Raw genomic sequence first — 18,243 nt, 5'->3', positions numbered from 1 at the left:
GTCACGGCCTCCAGGCCAAACGATCTTACTTCACACCAGTCGAACCACAACCTTGCCCTTGGCGCGCCCGGCCTCCAGATAGGCGAGTGCCTCCTTTGCCTGATCGAACGGGAACACCTTATCGATTACGGGGCGGATTTGACCGGCTTCGATGATGCCGGCGATTTCCGTGAGTTGCGCACCATCCGGGCGAACAAACAGGAAGGAGTAGCGAATGCCGCGCTTCTTTGCGAGCCGCCGGATTTTCCAACTCATGAGGCTGAAGACAAACCGCAGTACCGCATTCAGGTTTCTCGCGCGGGCGAAGGCCGCATCAAGAGGACCAATCAGAGAGACTATAGCGCTGTTCGACTTCAGAATTTGCAGCGACTTCTCGATGCCGTCGCCACGGATGGTCCCGAGCACCATGTCGTAGTCGCGCAGCACGGTCTCAAATTCCTGTCGTTTGTAATCGACGACCTCGTCTGCGCCCAGGCTTTTCACCAGATCGATATTGGCCGTGCTGGTCGTTGTGCCGACCTTGACGCCGAGGTGCTTGGCAAGCTGAATGGCAAACGTCCCGATGCCACCCGATCCGGCGGGAATGAAGACCTTCTGCCCAGCTTTAAGCCCTGCCCGTTCCTTGAACGCCTGCCAGGATGTGAGACCAACCATCGGGATCGAGGCCGCCTCGACGAAATCGAGGTTCGCGGGCTTAGATGCAGCAACGCGTTCCGGGACGGCGACAAACTCGGCCAGGGTGCCTTGGCCAAGATCGAAAACACTGGCAAAGACAGCATCGCCGACCTTGAAGCGTGTCACTCTACCACCGACCTGCGCCACGACCCCGGCGACATCACTGCCCATTGTTGCCGGAAGCTCGAACTTAAGCACGGGTTTGAAGGTACCCTTTTGGATCATGTTGTCGATCGGGTTCAATCCAACAGCATGAACCTGGACGAGAATTTCGTCAGGGCCGATCTGAGGGCGCGGCACGTCCGTGTAGTCGGGTGGGGTGGATTTGCCGTAGCGTCTAAAGGTGAGGGCTTTCATCGTTTTCTGCTTTGAAAGGGGTGCGGTGGCGATCTGAAGGGAACCCACGGATCAGGCGGCAAGGAAGGCTTTCGCTTCCTTCAGGAAGGTATCATGATACTGGAAAATGCCGCCATGACCGGCGTCGGGGTAAAGAACGATCCTGGCATTCGGAATCCGGTTCGCCATGTCGGTCGAGTTCTCGCTCGGCACCATGATGTCGTGATCGCCGTTGGCGACCAAAACGGGATGCCGGATTGTGTCAAGCGGTTGCGAAGGCTGGAGGCCCCAATCCTTGATGGCCTTCAACTGACGCAGCATGGGTCCGAACCCGACGGCCTTGTCACGGTCGTTCTTCCGCTCCTTCAGGCGCGCAACGAATGCGTTGGCTGCCCGGCGGCCATTGGCGCTGGAGGTGAAAAACAGAAAGATCTTGGGGTCGCGGAAGGTGGCGAGGCCCTTGAAGATCAACGGCCAGGACACTGGGCCTACCTGCGCAATACCCGGGCCACCCGCCGGCCCGGTCCCTGCCAGTATGGCGCGCCGCACAAGGTCGGGCGCATCGAAGAGGATCTGCTGGCTGACAAAGCCACCGAGCGAAAAGCCGATCAGGTCGACAGGGCCGAGGCCCAGCGCGCGGATGACGGCGACCATGTCGCTGGACATCTCTCTGATGGTGAGCGGCGCTTTGCCGCCCGAGGTTCCAATGCCGCGATAATCAAGCGCGTAAGCCGGACGATCGGCCGCCAGCCCTTCGACCAGGCGCGGGTCGAAATTGTCGAGGTTCGCCGCCCAGTGATTGAGCAGCACGACGGGGACACCCGTTTCTCCGGGAACACCTGTGGCCGGACCGAGCCGGCGATAGGCGAACTGCGTGCCGAGCGCCCGGACATGCTGGGTCGGTGCTATCTTCCAGTCGGTCATGCGATGGTCTTTGACCATGATTGGATCCTTGGGTGCAGTCCCGGGCTTTTGCGCCGTGGACGGATGAGCAAAAATGGGTCTCGAGGTTCGGGAGGCGCCGCCCGGCGGTCGTCAATCAGCGAGTGTCGGATAGTCTGTGTAACCCTTGGCTCCGCCACCGTAGAGCGTGGTGAAATCCAGGGGATTGAGCGCCGCGCCTGTCTTCAGTCGCTCCACAAGGTCAGGATTGGCGATGAACATTCGACCGAATGCGAAGAGGTCAGCCTCGCCTCCGCCCAACTGCTGTTCGGCAAGGGTCGTGTCCAGGCCATTATTGACCATGAAAGTGCGCCCGAAGCGCTGGCGCAGCGCAGCATAGTCGAACGGTGCCGCGTCACGCGGACCGCCGGTCGCGCCTTCCACGATGTGGATATAGGCGATGCCAAGCTTGTCCAGTTCGTCGACGACATGGTTGAACTGCTGCTGTTCATGGCCCGATATAACGATGCCGCTCGCCGGCGAGACCGGTGACAGGCGCACACCGGTACGATCAGCGCCGATCTGCCGCGACACCGCATCGGTTACCTGCAGCAGCAGGCGAGCGCGGTTCTTGATCGATCCGCCATAGCCGTCGGTGCGGGCATTCGCAGTCTCCCGCAGAAACTGGTCGAGCAGATAGCCGTTGGCGCCATGCACCTCGACACCGTCGAACCCCGCTTCGATCGCGTTGGCGGCAGCCTGGCGGAAGGATTCGACGATACCAGGGATTTCGCCCACTTCCAGCGCGCGCGGCTCCGAGACGTCGGCAAAGCCATTGTTGACGAATGTCTTGGTTTCCGCGCGAATGGCAGACGGCGCAACGGGTGGCTTGCCGCCCAGCAGATCGACATGGCTGACGCGGCCGACATGCCAGAGCTGGACGAAGATGCGGCCGCCCTTGGCATGAACGGCGTCGGTCACCTTGCGCCAGCCGGCAATCTGTTCCGGCGTGTAGAGGCCCGGCGTATCCTGATAGCCTTGCGCCTGTTCAGAGACCTGGGTGGCCTCGGTGATGATAAGCCCGGCGCCTGCACGCTGGGCATAATACTCTGCGGCAAGTGGGCTCGGTACGAGACCGGAGCCCGCACGGTTCCGGGTCAGCGGAGCCATGACGATGCGATTGGACAAAGTAAGCGATCCGAGCGTGTACGGATGGAAGAGGCTAGTGTCGGTCATGGAGAAGTCACCTTTCGTGCGACTTTGGCTTGCTAGTGGAACGTGGGGTGCGCACGATTAGACGGCAGTCCGGTAACGCTCGGCGGCATGAGCCTGAGCGACATTCGGCAGCATGGCCTGGCGTGCGGCCTGATAGGCGTTCCACTGCTCGGCATCGGGCAGCGGCGGGATCGTGACCGGCTCGCGGCGGTCAAAACCGACAAGTGCCGCATCGACAAGTTCGTTGACGTCCATCACGCCGCTCATGGTGTTGACGTCGGCACCGGCATGTCCCCAGATCTCGGTCCTTGTGGCAGCGGGTAGCACGGCCTGAACGTAGACGCCCTTAGGCCCGAGTTCGAGGCTGAGCCCCTGCGACAGGAACAGGATGAATGCCTTGGTCGCACCATAGACGGTCATGGCGAATTCAGGCGCCACACCGACGACGGAACCGATATTGATGATCGCGCCTTTGCCCGCTCCTGCAAGGCGAGGTGAAACGGCGCTGGCGAGCCGCAGCGGTGCCGTGGTGTTCAGCGCGACGAGCCGCGTCACATCATCCGTGGACTGATCAAGGAAACCACCGCCAAGGGCCGTTCCGGCATTGTTGACGAGAATGCCGATGCGCGCGTCGTCACGCAGACGGGCCTCCACCACCGCGAGTTCCGAGGCTTGCGTCAGATCCGCCTGAACAATGTCGATGGCCACGCCGGTTTCCTCCCGCAGGCGGGCGGCAAGAGCCTCCATGCGCTTGCGGTCGCGCGCGACGAGGACGAGATCATGGCCGCGCCGGGCGAAGCGATCGGCGTAAGTTGAGCCGATGCCTGTGGAGGCGCCGGTGATCAGAACGGAAGGAATGTCGGCCATGGGATTGCTCTCTGCTCGGTTAGATCATATATTCATGACGGTCGTCATGATTGAGTAAATATGATGACCGTCATGAATATGTCAATAGGGTGAGCGGAGAAAGATGCGATGAAGGTGAGCCGAGAGCAGATGGTCGAGAACCGGCGCCGTATTCTGGATGTAGCAAGCCGGCTGTTTCGCGATAAAGGATTCGACGCCGTGAGCGTGGCGGAAGTGATGAAGGCGGCCGGTCTCACCCATGGCGGTTTTTATGGCCACTTCAGCTCGAAGGACGACCTCATCGCCGCGACGATCGGCCAAGCGCTCTCAAACGATGCAGACGATACCGTCGATTTGCGCGAATATCTGGATGACTATCTCGCACCCCGGCATCGCGACAATCCTGGCCGAGGCTGCCCGACGGCGGGCCTTGCCGCGGATATCCGCCACCAGACACCGGCGGCCCGTGCGGCCATGGCGGCGGGGCTCACGGCGCAAATAGACCGTGTGGAGAAAGCTCTTTCCCATATCGAAGAACCGGAACGACGTCGCGTGGCGATCGGAACCTGGGCAGCAATGGTGGGGGCGGTCATCCTGGCCCGCGCGATCGACGAGGAAACACTTTCGAACGAAATCCTAGAACAGACGCGCACCTGGCTCAAGGCTGCAACACATCCCGCCTCTGATTGAGAGGCAGGCCCCGCACATTGCGACCGCTCGGACGCTGAGCGCCGCAGACTTCCGTCCACTGCGCCCGCGAGGTCAGGCAGCTCGCCAGGATTGAAGGACGCCTTACCGGTGGTCTGGCGGCCTTCAAGCAGACGGCACGCGTCAGCGGCCTGCGACAGCGGCAACACCGTACCGCCCTGGATCTTCACCTGCCCCTGGCCACAAAGCCGATCAGTTCACCAACCGAAGGGGGCCATCGCATCGAGTGCCTGGAGCGTCTGAGCCTTATGACAGCCAGCCGCCCCGCGCGCCGCGCCAACTCGATCGTCGGCACGCTTTCGGGCGTATGCGTACCCGGTCACCCATTCCGCTTTGTCGCCATCGAATGCCGCCGCAGGAAACGGCAAACGTGGTCGATGACACGTACGGGCTCGATATCGGGGAAAAAATGCCCGCCTGGAACGGGATGAGCCTCGAGGTTGACGTAGAACGGCGCCCAGACCGAGGGCATGTCGTAGAGCTTGGCCATAGCACCCGACGCCCCGTACAGGATCAAGGCTGGCGCTGAGACGAGCCGACCGCGATCCGCGAAATCGTCGGCAAAATCCACCTGCACGGCCGCTCGATAGTCGTTGCAGCTGCCCGCAATGGAATCACGGTCATGCCATGACGCGCGGTACGCGGCCAGTTGATCCGGCGCGAAATCCGTCGCTTTCGCTCCGCCCCACCCGAACAGACAGGTCTCGTAGAAGAGATCCGGATTGGCCTTGATCATTTGCTCTGGGAAAGGCGCCGGTTGCGCCAGGAAAAACCAGTGCCAATAGCTTTGCGCGACCTCCTTGCGCAGATCACCGAGCAACTCGAGCGTGGGCACGATGTCCATCAACGTCACACTCAAGACGGCACCTTCGTGGTCGAGGCACAGCCGATGGGCAACGCGCGCCCCCCGGTCATGCCCGACCACATGGAACTTCGGATGACCGAGTCGCTTCATCAATTCCATCTGGTCGGCGGCCATGGTGCGGAAGCTGTAGTTTGAGAGGTCCGCTTCCGCGACCGGTTTTGACGATTGTCCATAGCCGCGAAGATCGGAACACACCACCCGGTAGCCGAGCGAGACCAGGGCCGGAGCAATTTGCGCCCAGAGCGCCTTGTTCTGTGGAAACCCGTGCAGCAGCAACACAGGCTCCCCTTCGCCGGCCGCGACGTAGGAAATTTCAACGCCGTTGACCGCGAGCCGGCCGCATTCGAAGTTTTCAAACATTTGGACCTCATCAGATGTTATGGCCTACAATGCCTCAAGCGCCAATGCGACCCCCTGCCCGCGCCGCGCAGGGCTTTGTTCCCGCCTGCGGGCATTCATTGACGCGATCCGGAAGAACTGAGATCACGACGGCTGGCGGCCAAGATGTGCGGGAGGTTGCCGGAAGATGACCTTTGTTCATAATGGCCTCGGACATCGGCCAATCAAGAGCAGGAAGCATGAATAACCTACAGAGGCTTGATCTTCGTCAGTTGCGGCATTTCATGGCAGTTGTTCACACCGGCAGCTTCAGCATGGCGGCCGAGAACCTGCGGCTCACCCAGCCTGCTCTCAGCAAGAGTATTCGCGGCATGGAACAGGCGCTTGGCGTTCGCTTGCTTGATCGCGGACCGAGCGGAGTCCAGGCGACCCTGTTCGGTCAGCGGCTGATCGGCTACAGCGAACTGCTGCTGTCGCTGGCCAACGAGGCCGTCGATGAAATAGATGCGCTCCGCGGCGCCCGTCGTGGCTCGCTTCGAATTGGAAGCATGGCTGCCGCGCTGCGGCAACTTATTCCCGATGCGTTGAACCATTTCGCGGTCGCCCGCCCGGATGTCAGCGTCATGGTGCATGAGGGCATAAACGAGGTCCTGCTCCCCCAGCTATTCGGCGGAAAGCTCGACATCGTTTTTACCGTGAAACCCAGCGAGATACTGAATGAGGACTTCGAGTGGAAGCTGGTTGCGAGGGAGCCAGTGCGGATTGTTGCCCATCAATCGCATCCGCTGGCAGATCGTGAAAATCTGACAATCTCAGATCTTGCAGACTACAGCTGGGTCCTGCCGCCGCTCCCCGAGACCGACAGGCTGCTGCTCGAATCTCTTTTCCGGGCTGCCGGCCTGCCAAAACCCGTGGTCGCCGTGGAAACGACGTCGATAAATTTTCTCACGTCGATGATCTCGCGCACCCACCATCTGGCTTATCTGACCCGCGCGAACCTTCAGGGAAGCGGACTGGGATTAGTGGCTCTGCAATTGAATGAAATTTCGCTTACGCGCGACATCTATGCTGTCTTTCGCCGCAAGGGCGACGTCCGTCCAACCGTCTCGGTGCTTCTGCGAGAAATCGAACGGTCAGGCGGCCTGGGCCCGTCCCCTCCGCTGGAATAGGCGCCTCCGTAGTCGTCATATTGTCGAGAGGACACCGTGCTGATCAGCTGGCAGCAAGGGTGTGGGCAAGAGCCTCCTTAAGAGCCCGGATCCTCTCCGGGTGTCGCAGACCTCCGCGCTGTTCCGTTGGCGGACGTCGAGAGTGATGGGCCGGATCAGCCGATACTTTCAGGATTTCGGCCCGCGCCAAATGGTTTCTGAGACGGGAACTTTCCACGCGAGTCGCGGTTAGGAGGCCGTTATGAAAACTGAGAGGAAACACTTCATGATCGTAAAACTTCTTGCTGCGGGCGCTCTCGCGCTCGGTCTTGCTACTTCTGCATTCGCACAGGGTGCTGGCGGTGGTTCCGGCACCGGTGGCTCGGGTACGACCGGCTCTTCAGGAGCCGGGGCTGGTGCCACCACGGCGACTGGCACAACCGCCCCCGGAACGTCAGCGACGGGTAACGCCAATACGCAGGGCGCAGGTACGGCCGGCAGCTCCAACTCAAACTGCGGCAAGAGCCCGACGACCGCGGGAGCGGGCGGAAACAACGCCTCCACATCCAGCGCGAACAGCCCCGTAAACCAGGCAAACTCCTGCTGATCAAGCTCCCACCACCAAGCCCCGTTGCCTTCCGGGCTGCGGGGCTTTTCTGCGTTCCCACACTGGAGCGTTCGTCATTTGGAAATGTGCCCAGTGCGAGACACAACGACGTGAGACGCTAAACGCCCTGCGCTAGCCCTAGATGACCGAGCAGGTTTCGATTTGACTTTTCGAACGACGACAGTTGCGATTGCAAGTCCGTAGCGATGTCGGCAGGTCTTATTGTATCCAAGACCTGCCGACATCGGCTTTCAATGTACCTTGCTGGAATAGAACAAGGTGGTGATAGCGAGAACGCAACCCACCGCGCCGACCGCAGCAAAGATGTAGAAGTTCCACTGCGGAGCAAGGCCCGCGCCGAGAACCGCCCCGCCGATGGCCGGGCCGATCATACCGCCTATCCGTCCGACGCCAAGCGAGAAGCCTAGGCCGGTGCCACGAATTTCCACCGGATACAGGTTTCCGACCAGCACGTTGGCAAGGATTTGTGTGCCGATCGTACCGGTGCCAGCCAGTGCGACCAGACCGTAGACCAGGAGGCCCTGATCCACCTGGGTGAGAAGCCAGATCGAGCAGGCGCCGACTAGGAACATGCAGGCGACGACGACCTTCACATTGCCTCGATCCGCCAGCCGTGCACCGATCAGAAGGCCGATCGCCGCACCGACATTCAGCGTCACCGAGAACAGCAGAGCAGAACCGAGATCATAGCCCATCTTGTTCATGATGGTCGGCAGCCAGTTGACCATGCCGAAGGTGAGAAGCAAGGAACAGAAGTGGATGCTCCAGGCATTCAGCGTCGGCAGCAGGCGCCCCTCGGAGAACAGCGACTTGACGCCGATCTGGCGCGATGCAGCCGGCCTCGGGATCGGATTGGGTAGGCCGTATCGGACCGCAATCTTGTTCGCTTCGGCCTGTCGGCCCGTTGTAGCAAGCCATTCTGGCGATTCCGGGATCAGGCGCAGGAACAATGGAAGCAGCAGGATCGGCGCACCGCCAATGATCATCAGCGGCCGCCAACCGTATGTCTGGACTAGCAGGATACCGAGGATCCCGGAGAGGATGCCACCCATCAGGTAGCCGAGAAGCGCGGTCGAATATGCCATCGCCTTCCGTTTCGGCGGCGAGAATTCGATGATCAATGCGGTAACCGTCGGGAATAGTGCCCCCAGACCAAGGCCTGCCAGAAAACGCGTGCCCTCGAAAACGAGGAAGTTCGGTGCAAGACCGCTGCCGATCATCATCACCGAGAAGCTCAGGAGGCTGCCGAGGATGACCTTGCGGCGGCCGATACGGTCGGCAAGGGTTCCGGCAACAAGCGCGCCGAGAAGCATGCCGAACAAGGTGATGGAGGCGGCTCGGCCAACCATGCCGGGCGTTAGCGCCCAGCTGCCTTCGCGCAGCAATGCCGGCGCGACTGCGCCGTATACGATCAGGTCGTAGCCATCAAACAAGATCAACAGCCCGCATAGCGCGATGATTATGTTCGGACTGCGGACCCGCTCCTTGGTGATAGCAAAATCTTGTATGGCCATAATCCCTCCCCATACATCTGAGTACAGGAAGTACGCTCCCGCCAGCGGCGAGGTCCGTATCGATCCGTGTACAAGTCCTCCAGGATCGTTGCGGGCGTGGTTCCTCCCAACGCCGGATCGCCACCGTGAACGGCGACGTCTGAGCAACGATGACCCGCCATTAAATACATGCAGATAAAATATTTGCAACTGCAAACTTATCAGTCTGCAATTTTTCCTTTACCGGACATGGCAGGCAGGTTGCTGTGCATGCGGCGCAGCGCGTTCTTCAGTGCCGTGACCTCTTCCTCGGACATATCCTTGACCGCTGTTTTTTCCATTTCGACAGCGAGTGGCATCAGCTTTTCGGTCAGCGCCTCGCCCTGGGGCGTGAGGCGCACGATGACGATCCGTCCGTTGTCTTCAGGGCGGGTCCTTGAAACCAGCTTGCGTTTTGCCAGCGTGCCGACAAGCCGCGACAGGGTCGAGATTTCGACGGACACGACATCGGCCAGATCGCTGAGCGTGCTCTGCTTACGTTCCTTAAGCATTGCCAGGACCCGGTACATGGCGACGCTGAGATCGTCCTCGGCAATTCTCTGCGCAAATACTTCCGCGATGCGAACACCGGCGCGGTTGAGGAGATAAGGAACTGAATCGGTAAGCTTGTACATATCTCTGTCTGCTGGCGGCGGTGGTGGCGGGTAGCACTTGTTGCTGCGGACATCCGACATGCACCGAAATCGCCGGAATGACAACACGATCCGCCTGTTGCCTTGGGCAAAAGACCGTGTGGGGGGAGATTTTTCGCGTCCATTTTAAATTTGCATTGACAAGAGTTGCAATTGCAATATTTTGGAGCGTGAGGAGACCTGGAGGAAATCATGTCTGCCACAGCCCCAGCCGGCACTATGCCGGCATCCGCACCCATCAGCGATGCGTTTCGTGCGACGATGCGCCGGTTCCCGGCCACTGTCACGGTGATATCGGCCTGCCGCAATGGCGCAGATCACGGAATGACGGCAACCGCCGTGACATCTCTTTCGATGGATCCGCCGTCATTGATCATCTGCCTGAACAATCGCACCTATCTCCACGACATGCTGCTCGAGGTGTCGGAATTCGCAGTCAGCGTTCTGACCGACAACCAGGTATCCGTATCTGAAGGTTTCAGCGGCAAGATCGCCCCGGAGCATCGGTTCGAGGCGACTGACTGGGTCCGTCACGAACGCGGCATGATGGTTCTGGGTTCCGCCCATGCCTCAGTTGTCTGCCGCCGCATGGGCGCCGTTCCTTATGGAACACATACGATCTTCATCGGCCAGGTGATCGACACGCGCGTCTGCGACGACACGGTGCCACTGATGTACGAGAACTCGAAATATTGCGCGCCACAGCACGCGCTTCTTTCACCCAGAAACTAAGGGGTAAACCCATGGATAATACAGCAGCCTCGTTTCCCGCGCTGGCGCGGGCAGAAAACGCATGCCTTTCCGATCGTATCGCTCCGCTACTGGACGAAATTCGCGCTGCGGCCCGCGATACGGAAAGAACGGGCCGAGTTCCGGCCCATAACATCGATCTGCTGCGTGCGGCCGGTTATTTCGACATCGTCAAGCCGGCGCGTTTCGGCGGCGAACAAGGTTCGTTCGCCGAACTCGTCGATGCCAATATCGAGCTCTCGGCCGCCTGTGCATCGACCGGTTGGGTCGCGGGACTTCTGTCGGCGCATCAATGGCTTCTCGCTATGTTCGAAGAGCGGGTTCAGCGGGAAGTCTGGGGCAGCAACCCCGATGCGCTGCTCTGCGGCTCCTATGCGCCGGTGCGGATGGCCGACCGCGTCGAGGGCGGGTTTCGCCTCACCGGCGAGTGGGCATTCGCAAGCGGCTGCGAGAATGCTCAATGGGCACTGTGTGCGGCGATCATTCCGGCCCGCGCCGAAGGTGAGCGGCCGGTACCGGCCTTCCTTCTGGTTCCGGCCAGTGATTACACCACTGCCGAGACCTGGGATGTGGTCGGGCTTGCCGGTACAGGCTCGAAGAGCCTGATCCTCAAGGAGGTTTTCGTTCCCGAATACCGCATGCTGACCTTCTCGGACGCCACCACCGGCCGGACGCCAGGCGGACGCGGTTACAAGGGCATCGGCCTGTTCAATATCCCTCTTCTGATGGGTGTCCCTTTCTGCCTCGGCAGTACGGCGGTCGGTGCAGCCAAGGGCGCTCTTGCCAGTTACCTCGACCACATGGGCACCCGCGTCACCCGCGGTGCGGTGGCCGGCGGCAACAACAAGATTGCCGAGTTTCCGACCATCCAGCTTCGTGTGGCGGAGGCCGCCGCGTCAGTGGATGCCGCGCGGGAAATCATGCTCCGCGACATTACCCGAGCCCAGGAACTGGCACAGGCGCGCGAAGGCGGTCACGGCGAGATTACCGATGATGACCGGCTGCTTGCGCGCCGCACCCAATCGTTTGCCGTCAGCCTTTCGCTGCGGGCGGTGGAAGCCATGAACGCATCGACCGGAGGGCTTGGGCTGCAGATGTCCAATCCCGTCCAGCGGGCATGGCGCGATGCGAATGCAGTAGGGCGTCACATCTCCATGAACTGGGACGCCGTTGGCACCATGGTCGGCCAGCAACTGCTCGGCCTTCCGCCAAAGGGACAATACTGACCCGGCCTTCCCGGTAAAATTTGAAATCTGAAGATAGAAAGTGAGCATATCGTGCAAGGCAAGATCGCGCTTGAAGAACATTTCGCCATTCCGGACACGCTGCAGGATTCGGCAGGTTTCGTGCCGGGCGACTATTGGACCGAGCTTTCCGCCCGCCTGCTTGACGTTCAGGACAAGCGCCTGCGGCTGATGGACGAATACGGCATCGAGAAGATGATCCTTTCGCTCAACGCCCCGGCGGTTCAGGCCATTCCCGACAAGGCCAAGGCGCTGGAGATTTCCCGCCGCGCCAACGATTTCTTGGCAGAGCAGTGCATAAAGAGCCCCAATCGTTTCCTCGGCTTCGCGGCCCTGCCGCTACAGGACCCGGATGCGGCGACGCGGGAACTGCAGCGTTGCGTCACGACGATGGGTTTCGTCGGTGCGCTCGTCAACGGGTTCTCGCAGGAAGGCGACGGCATGACGCCGCTCTACTACGACCTGCCGCAATACCGCCCGTTCTGGGCCGAGGTCGAAAAGCTGAACGTGCCTTTCTACCTGCACCCGCGCAATCCGCTGCCGCAGGACAGCCGCATCTATGCTGGCCATTCCTGGCTGATGGGGCCGACCTGGGCGTTTGCTCAGGAAACCGCGGTCCATGCACTTCGTCTGATGGGTTCTGGCCTGTTCGATGAACACCCCGCGCTGCGGATCATCGTCGGCCACATGGGCGAGGGGCTTCCCTACATGATGTGGCGCATCGACAACCGCAATGCCTGGGTCAAGGTCGAGAAGAGCTATCCGGCAAAACGCCGCATTGCCGGCTATTTCAACGAGAACTTCTACATCACCACATCAGGCAATTTCCGCACCCAATCGCTGATCGACGCGATGCTGGAAATCAGCTCTGACCGGATCCTGTTTTCCGCCGACTGGCCGTTCGAAAACATTGATCATGCGGCCGACTGGTTCGACAACGCCACGATCGCAGAAGCTGACCGCCTGAAGATCGGTCGCGCCAACGCAATGTCGTTGTTCAAGCTCGATCGCTGATCATGGTCTCGCCCTTCCTCTACACGGTAGACCCGGCCCGGATCATCTTCGGGTCGGGGTCGGTCGAACGGCTTGCGGAGGCGATCGGGACGCAGGGTTGCAAGCGGGCGCTGGTCCTGTCGACCCGACCGCAGCAAGCGATGGCGCAGGAGATTGCGGCCGGACTTGGCCCGCTTGCGGCGGGACTGTTTGCCGACGCGACCATGCATACGCCGGTCGAGGTGACCGAGCGGGCGATGGCGGCATTCGCCGATGCCGCCGCCGATTGCGTCGTCGCCATCGGCGGTGGTTCAACGATCGGGCTCGGCAAGGCAATCGCCCATCGCAACGATACGCCACAGATCGTGGTTGCGACGACCTATGCCGGCTCGGAAGTAACGCCCATCCTCGGCCAGACAGAAAACGGACTGAAGACCACCGTCCGGCATTCCGGCATTTTGCCGGAAGTCGTCATCTACGATCCGGATCTGACGCTCGGGCTGCCCGTGGCGATGAGTGTCAACAGCGGCCTCAACGCCATGGCCCACGCGATCGAGGGCCTTTATGCGCGGGACCGCAACCCGATCTCGTCGATGATGGCGATAGAGGGCATTCGTGCGCTCAAGGATGCCCTGCCTCAAATCATCAAGGATCCACACGACACCGGTTCACGCAGCGATGCGCTTTATGGTTCCTGGCTGTGCGGCACCGTGCTGGGTGCTGTCGGCATGGCCCTGCATCACAAGCTCTGTCACACGCTGGGCGGCAGTTTCGACCTGCCGCATGCGGAGACCCATGCGATCATGCTGCCGCACTCGGCCGCCTATAATGCCGTGGAGGCTGCCGACGCCCTGAAACCTGCCGCCGACCTGTTCTGCGGCTCGCTGGGAGCCGGCCTGCATGATTTTGCCGCATCCCTCGGTGCGCCGATGGCCTTGCGGGACCTCGGCCTGAAGGAGGCCGAACTCGATCGAGCTGCCGATCTTGCCGTCCGGATGCCCTACTGGAATCCCCGCCCGGTCGAGCGCCATGCAATCCGCGCCCTGTTGCAGGGTGCGTGGGAAGGGGCAAGACCACAATGACCTGTTCGGAGGAGATTTCCATGCACGGATATTTCAGTGAAGAGAAATCCGTCGATACCGTCAATGCGCGGATGGGGAGGAACATCGAGCCCCGCATCGCGGAGGTGATGGCGTCGCTTGTAAAGCACCTGCATGCCTTCGCCAGGGACGTCAGCCTGACCCAGGCGGAGTGGGAACTGGCGATCGACTTTCTCACCCGCACCGGTCAACTGTGTCACGACGAAAGACAGGAATTCATCCTGCTCAGCGACACGCTGGGCTTTTCGATGCTTGTCGATGCGATCAACAACCGCCGCCCGGCGGGCGCCACGGAAAACACCGTTTTTGGACCGTTCCACGTGGCTGGCGCACCGATCCGGCAGATGGGGGACACTATATCGCTCGATGGCAAGGGCGAGAGCTGCTTGTTCGTGGGCCGGGTGGTCGATCTCGACGGTCGTCCGGTCGAGGGCGCGCGCATCGACGTCTGGTCGGACAATGCCGATGGTTATTACGATGTCCAGCAGCCGGATATCCAGCCGAAGTGGAACAATCGCGGCATTTTCATCACCGGACCTGACGGATCCTACCGCTTTATCGGCATCAAGCCGGTGTCCTACCCGATCCCCGACGATGGACCGGTCGGCCAGATGCTGGCATCGCTCGGACGCCATCCCTATCGCCCGGCCCATACGCACTATCTGGTCACCGCCGAAGGTTACCAGAAACTCGTCACTCACACATTTGTGGGTGATGATGCCTATCTCGGCTCCGATACGGTGTTCGGGGTGAAATCGAGCCTTGTCGCGCCGTTTGAAAAAGCTGGAGATGGCGAAACCATCTGGCGTTCGCATTTCGATTTCGTGCTGGCACGATTGGATCAAACCCGATGATTGTTGCAAGACGCGTTCGAACTCAAAAAAGACTTTGTCAGCAAGCTCGGGGAAGAAGTCGCGCAACCGGTATGGCTCATGCATGGCTGCCGCAACGGTCGCGAACATCCGTTCGCTGGCCATGTCGCGGAACTGGCATCGCGTATCCCGGCGCTTCGCCGGGTAACCGCCTATTCCGCCCCCACCGAGGAGGATCAGCGGAAAGCGGAGTTCCAGCAGACCGGCCGTCTTGATCTGTCCCCTCTCAAAGAGCTCGCTTCGAAACGGCCCCTCGCCTACATTTGCGGCTCGCCGGGCTTCAACAGCACGATGACTGCCCGGCTGGTCGAAATGGGCATCCCCCGCTTCGACATTTTTGCCGAGTCCTTCTCGGCGGTCACATCCGTACCGCCAAACTGGAACCGCAGACCGTGACCATCGACGGCAGCGCCCGGAATTTCCGCTGGGATCCCTCGCAAGGCTCTCTGCTCGATGCCGCCTTGGCGGCTGGTGTGGCGCTCCCGAGCGGCTGCCGCGTCGGGCAGTGCGAAAGCTGTATCGTGCGTATCGTCAAAGGTCAGGTCGCACATCTGGTCGAAACCGAACTTGAGAATGATGAATGCCTGACCTGTCAAGCCGTCCCCCTCTCCGCCCTTACGATCACGGCATCGTAAACTTAGGTGAAGATTTCCCATCAACCGACATGGCGGCGAGAGCGGATCATGAAGGGCTTCAAGTCAGCCCGACATCCCCGGCGTTACGTTCCTTTCATAACCCCGTCGCCAACCTCTTCAATGTTCCACGCCACGATATTCCCTCCAACCATCGCCGCGAACTCAGAAGCGCAGCCATGCTGACGTGGAATGAGATCGCATGCCGGCCGAGAGCTTTCGCGAACGCATTTGGACGCGCGGCACGACGTCTCAACTCACTTTCAGCAGACTTGCCAGAATGGCCTGGCTGTCGTGTTCGGGCACGTCACCGATATCGGCCTGCTTGACGTCGAGCTTGACGAGCATATCGGCGAAAACCCTTGCATAGGCAGGGTCGTTCGCGACGTTCGTGAGCTCCATTGGGTCCTTTTCGCAGTCGAAAAGCTCCCACTCCGGTGGCGCGCCGTTTGGACGCGCTCCCGGTTGCGCAAGATCCTTGTTGTACCAGTAGATGAGCTTGTAGCGCGGATCGCGCACGCCATAGTGTGCCCAGGCTTCGTGGATCTCGTCGTTGTGCATCCAGTAGCGGTGATAGGCGACCTGTTCCCAATCCTCCGGTGTCTGGCCGCGCAATATCTGCCGCATTGAGACACCCTGCATGTAGCTTGGCATCTTGACGCCGGCCCAATCGAGGAAGGTCGGGGCGAAATCGACGTTGCAGGCAATGTCCTTCGATACGCCGCCGGCTGGAATTTCGGCCGGATAGCGACACAGAAACGGCATCTGGTAGCTTTCTTCATACATGAAGCGCTTGTCGAACCAACCGTGTTCCCCGAGGAAGAAGCCCTGATCGGACGTATAGATAACCACGGTATTCTCGGTGAGGCCCAGTTCGTCGAGCTTGTCGAGCATCCGTCCGACCCCATCGTCAATGGCCTGCACGGTACGCAGGTATCGCGACATATAGCGCTGGTACTTGAACTCGGCAAAAGCCTTCGGATCGTCGAAGGTGAAATGTGCGCCGGTCTCGGCGCAGGTGACTTTAATCGTCTCCCCTACCCGCAGATCAGGGATCTTGCGCATTGACCAATTGTCCACGAGCAGCTCGCCTGCGAGCTCCTTGCCACCTTCCGGCTGGACGAGGCCCAGGTCCTCGTAAAGCATATCGGACCTTACCCGCATTTTCGCGGCGGCAGCGGCGGCGGCACGGTTGGAATAATCATCATCAAAGGTTGGCGGCACCGGAATCGTGCCCGGTGCATGGATCCCACTGTAACGCGGGTGGTATTGCCAGTTCCGGTGCGGCGCCTTGTGATGACACATCAGGAAAAAGGCTTGATCCTTATGGCGCTCGATGAAGTCGATCGACATATCGGTGATGACATCGGTCGCATATCCCGATACCCGCCGGTATCCGTCAGGAAAATAAAACGCCGGATCCCAGTAGTCGCCCTGCCCCGGCACAACGGCCCATTCGTCGAAGCCCGTCGGTTCATGCGCCTTGCCTTCGCCGAGATGCCACTTTCCGAAAATCCCTGTCGAATATCCGCTGGCCTTCAGCGACTTCGCCACATTGGGCAGGCGGTTGTCGATATGGGTTTCGAGCGTTGTGACGCAGTTGACGTGGTTGTGGGTGCCGCACAAGATCGCCGCCCGGGACGGCGTGCAGATCGAATTGGTCACATATGTCGCATCATGCCGCATCCCTTCCTTTGCCAGTCGGTCGAGATTCGGGGTGTGGTTGATACCCGCGCCATAAGCTGAAATCGCCCGCGACGCATGGTCATCGGACATGATGAAGATAATGTTAGGGCGCGTCATCTTTGCTCCTGTTGCCTGAAGATCCGGGGCCGCCCGTGTGGGCAGCCCCGCAGGGTTCTCACTCGGCGTAGAGTTTGCCCAGATAGAAATCCGATGCTGGCCGCGGGTCCTTGATCTTGCCGAAATCGGCATAGAGCTCCGCCAGCGTGTCAAACCAGTTTGCCACCTTCCCGTCGCGGGTCAGCTTCTCCAGTTCAGCGCTGGACGGCAAACGGGCAAGCTTGGATTCGGCCAGGAGAGGCCCCTCCGGTACGTTGAGAAACGCGGCGGTGATTGCGACGGCCTTTTCGGGGTTGTCACGTCGGAAATCGATCGCATCCTTGATCACCGCATCGACCTTCTTGATCACCTCCACGTCCTGGGCCTTGGCATCGCTTACGATAAAGCTTGAAGGAAACGCAATATCCGGGAAGAAATCCTCGTTGGAGCTCAGTTCCTTGAGGTTCGGAATTCGCTTCTTGATGACGTCCACAAACGGATACCAGATGCCGGCAGCATCGATCTGCCCGGAAGCGAAAGCCGTGACGACGGTCGAGGGATCCATCGGGATCACCTTGATATCATCGAGCTTCATGCCGGCCTTCTTGAGCGACAGACGCAGCAGCATATCGCCAGACGTGCCTTCGGGGACGCCGACCTTCTTGCCCTTCAGATCGGCGATGCTGTTGATGCCCGGCTGCGCGATGACGCGATCGGTATAGCCTAGTGCGTTGACGGCGATCACCTTGGCCTGGCCGCTGGCCGGCAGCCAGAGTGCACCGGGGCCAATATAGGCGAAGTCAAGCGACCCAGCCCTCAGCGCCTGAACCTGGATCGGGCCGTTTGTGAAGACTTTCAGTTCGGCTTCGAGACCGTGTTTGGCCCATAACCCCTCCTTGGTGGCGATCGCCGCCACACTGGTTCCGAAATAGTCCGCGATATAACCCATCCGGATATTGTCGACGTCGGCCGCGCGGGCGGCGCCCGACACTGCCGCCACGGCCGCCGCCGCCAGAATCACTAGTTTTTTAAACATGATCTTT

At 60.5% G+C, this 18,243-nt stretch carries 18 protein-coding genes and 1 pseudogene; 10 read left to right on the top strand and 9 right to left on the bottom strand.

Annotation, left to right across the window (positions count from 1 at the left end; all coding sequences use genetic code 11):
• Positions 1–30: 30 nt before the first annotated feature.
• The 4 genes from ACSQ8R_RS25705 to ACSQ8R_RS25690 all read right to left on the bottom strand — a co-directional run bounded on the left by ACSQ8R_RS25705 (position 31) and on the right by ACSQ8R_RS25690 (position 3,975).
• Positions 31–1,032: an NADP-dependent oxidoreductase gene (locus ACSQ8R_RS25705; RefSeq protein ID WP_436256169.1), complete on the bottom strand. Its 1,002-nt coding sequence runs from the start codon at positions 1,030–1,032 to the stop codon at positions 31–33.
• Between the two features lie 51 nt (positions 1,033–1,083).
• The gene (locus ACSQ8R_RS25700; protein WP_436257281.1) at positions 1,084–1,935 is read right to left on the bottom strand and encodes an alpha/beta fold hydrolase; all 852 of its coding nucleotides are present in this window, start codon (positions 1,933–1,935) and stop codon (positions 1,084–1,086) included.
• 111 nt (positions 1,936–2,046) lie between these two features.
• A complete protein-coding gene (locus ACSQ8R_RS25695) occupies positions 2,047–3,129 on the bottom strand; it encodes an alkene reductase (protein WP_436256168.1) in 1,083 nt (360 codons plus the stop codon).
• 57 nt (positions 3,130–3,186) lie between these two features.
• Positions 3,187–3,975, bottom strand: coding sequence for an SDR family NAD(P)-dependent oxidoreductase (locus tag ACSQ8R_RS25690; protein ID WP_436256167.1), 789 nt, complete (start codon positions 3,973–3,975; stop codon positions 3,187–3,189).
• 108 nt (positions 3,976–4,083) lie between these two features.
• On the opposite strand from ACSQ8R_RS25690, the gene ACSQ8R_RS25685 reads away from it, so the two are divergent.
• Positions 4,084–4,644, top strand: a complete 561-nt coding sequence (locus tag ACSQ8R_RS25685) for a TetR/AcrR family transcriptional regulator (RefSeq protein WP_436256166.1) — start codon at positions 4,084–4,086, stop codon at positions 4,642–4,644.
• A gap of 337 nt (positions 4,645–4,981) precedes the next feature.
• Here ACSQ8R_RS25685 and ACSQ8R_RS25680 read toward each other — a convergent pair whose 3' ends face one another.
• The gene (locus ACSQ8R_RS25680; RefSeq protein WP_436256165.1) at positions 4,982–5,887 is read right to left on the bottom strand and encodes an alpha/beta hydrolase; all 906 of its coding nucleotides are present in this window, start codon (positions 5,885–5,887) and stop codon (positions 4,982–4,984) included.
• A 218-nt stretch (positions 5,888–6,105) separates the two neighbouring features.
• Between ACSQ8R_RS25680 and ACSQ8R_RS25675 the strand changes: the two genes are divergently transcribed.
• Positions 6,106–7,035: a LysR family transcriptional regulator gene (locus tag ACSQ8R_RS25675; protein ID WP_436256164.1), complete on the top strand. Its 930-nt coding sequence runs from the start codon at positions 6,106–6,108 to the stop codon at positions 7,033–7,035.
• 837 nt (positions 7,036–7,872) lie between these two features.
• Here the strand turns inward: ACSQ8R_RS25675 and ACSQ8R_RS25670 are convergent.
• Positions 7,873–9,156 carry an MFS transporter gene (locus ACSQ8R_RS25670; protein WP_436256163.1) on the bottom strand — a complete coding sequence of 428 codons (1,284 nt, stop codon included), beginning with the start codon at positions 9,154–9,156 and terminating at the stop codon, positions 7,873–7,875.
• Between the two features lie 200 nt (positions 9,157–9,356).
• Positions 9,357–9,809, bottom strand: coding sequence for a MarR family winged helix-turn-helix transcriptional regulator (locus ACSQ8R_RS25665; RefSeq protein ID WP_436257280.1), 453 nt, complete (start codon positions 9,807–9,809; stop codon positions 9,357–9,359).
• Between the two features lie 210 nt (positions 9,810–10,019).
• On the opposite strand from ACSQ8R_RS25665, the gene ACSQ8R_RS25660 reads away from it, so the two are divergent.
• The 8 genes and pseudogenes from ACSQ8R_RS25660 to ACSQ8R_RS25625 all read left to right on the top strand — a co-directional run.
• Positions 10,020–10,559 carry a flavin reductase family protein gene (locus ACSQ8R_RS25660; RefSeq protein WP_436256162.1) on the top strand — a complete coding sequence of 180 codons (540 nt, stop codon included), beginning with the start codon at positions 10,020–10,022 and terminating at the stop codon, positions 10,557–10,559.
• A gap of 11 nt (positions 10,560–10,570) precedes the next feature.
• Complete coding sequence (locus ACSQ8R_RS25655; RefSeq protein WP_436256161.1) at positions 10,571–11,803, top strand: acyl-CoA dehydrogenase family protein; 1,233 nt, start codon at positions 10,571–10,573, stop codon at positions 11,801–11,803.
• A 51-nt stretch (positions 11,804–11,854) separates the two neighbouring features.
• Complete coding sequence (tsdA, locus tag ACSQ8R_RS25650; RefSeq protein WP_436256160.1) at positions 11,855–12,835, top strand: gamma-resorcylate decarboxylase; 981 nt, start codon at positions 11,855–11,857, stop codon at positions 12,833–12,835.
• Between the two features lie 2 nt (positions 12,836–12,837).
• Positions 12,838–13,896: a maleylacetate reductase gene (locus ACSQ8R_RS25645; protein ID WP_436256159.1), complete on the top strand. Its 1,059-nt coding sequence runs from the start codon at positions 12,838–12,840 to the stop codon at positions 13,894–13,896.
• Positions 13,897–13,916: 20 nt separating this feature from the next.
• Positions 13,917–14,768 (top strand): intradiol ring-cleavage dioxygenase, encoded by an 852-nt coding sequence (locus ACSQ8R_RS25640; protein WP_436256158.1) that lies wholly within the window; start codon positions 13,917–13,919, stop codon positions 14,766–14,768.
• 78 nt (positions 14,769–14,846) lie between these two features.
• Positions 14,847–15,182: a hypothetical protein gene (locus ACSQ8R_RS25635; RefSeq protein ID WP_436256157.1), complete on the top strand. Its 336-nt coding sequence runs from the start codon at positions 14,847–14,849 to the stop codon at positions 15,180–15,182.
• Positions 15,179–15,421 (top strand): 2Fe-2S iron-sulfur cluster-binding protein, encoded by a 243-nt coding sequence (locus ACSQ8R_RS25630; RefSeq protein WP_436256156.1) that lies wholly within the window; start codon positions 15,179–15,181, stop codon positions 15,419–15,421. The genes ACSQ8R_RS25635 and ACSQ8R_RS25630 overlap by 4 nt, the downstream gene beginning before the upstream one ends.
• Before the next feature lie 15 nt (positions 15,422–15,436).
• Positions 15,437–15,621: pseudogene (locus ACSQ8R_RS25625) on the top strand (IS6 family transposase); the annotation flags it as partial.
• Positions 15,622–15,670: 49 nt separating this feature from the next.
• Here the strand turns inward: ACSQ8R_RS25625 and ACSQ8R_RS25620 are convergent.
• Both ACSQ8R_RS25620 and ACSQ8R_RS25615 read right to left on the bottom strand, forming a co-directional pair.
• Positions 15,671–17,221, bottom strand: a complete 1,551-nt coding sequence (locus ACSQ8R_RS25620; RefSeq protein WP_436257279.1) for a sulfatase family protein — start codon at positions 17,219–17,221, stop codon at positions 15,671–15,673.
• A 58-nt stretch (positions 17,222–17,279) separates the two neighbouring features.
• Positions 17,280–18,236, bottom strand: a complete 957-nt coding sequence (locus ACSQ8R_RS25615; protein WP_436256155.1) for an aliphatic sulfonate ABC transporter substrate-binding protein — start codon at positions 18,234–18,236, stop codon at positions 17,280–17,282.
• Positions 18,237–18,243: the final 7 nt, after the last annotated feature.

The organism is Neorhizobium sp. LjRoot104 (assembly GCF_964253725.1).
In the GTDB taxonomy this organism is placed as follows: Bacteria; Pseudomonadota; Alphaproteobacteria; order Rhizobiales; family Rhizobiaceae; genus Neorhizobium.
This window is presented reverse-complemented; position numbering and strand designations above follow the sequence as displayed.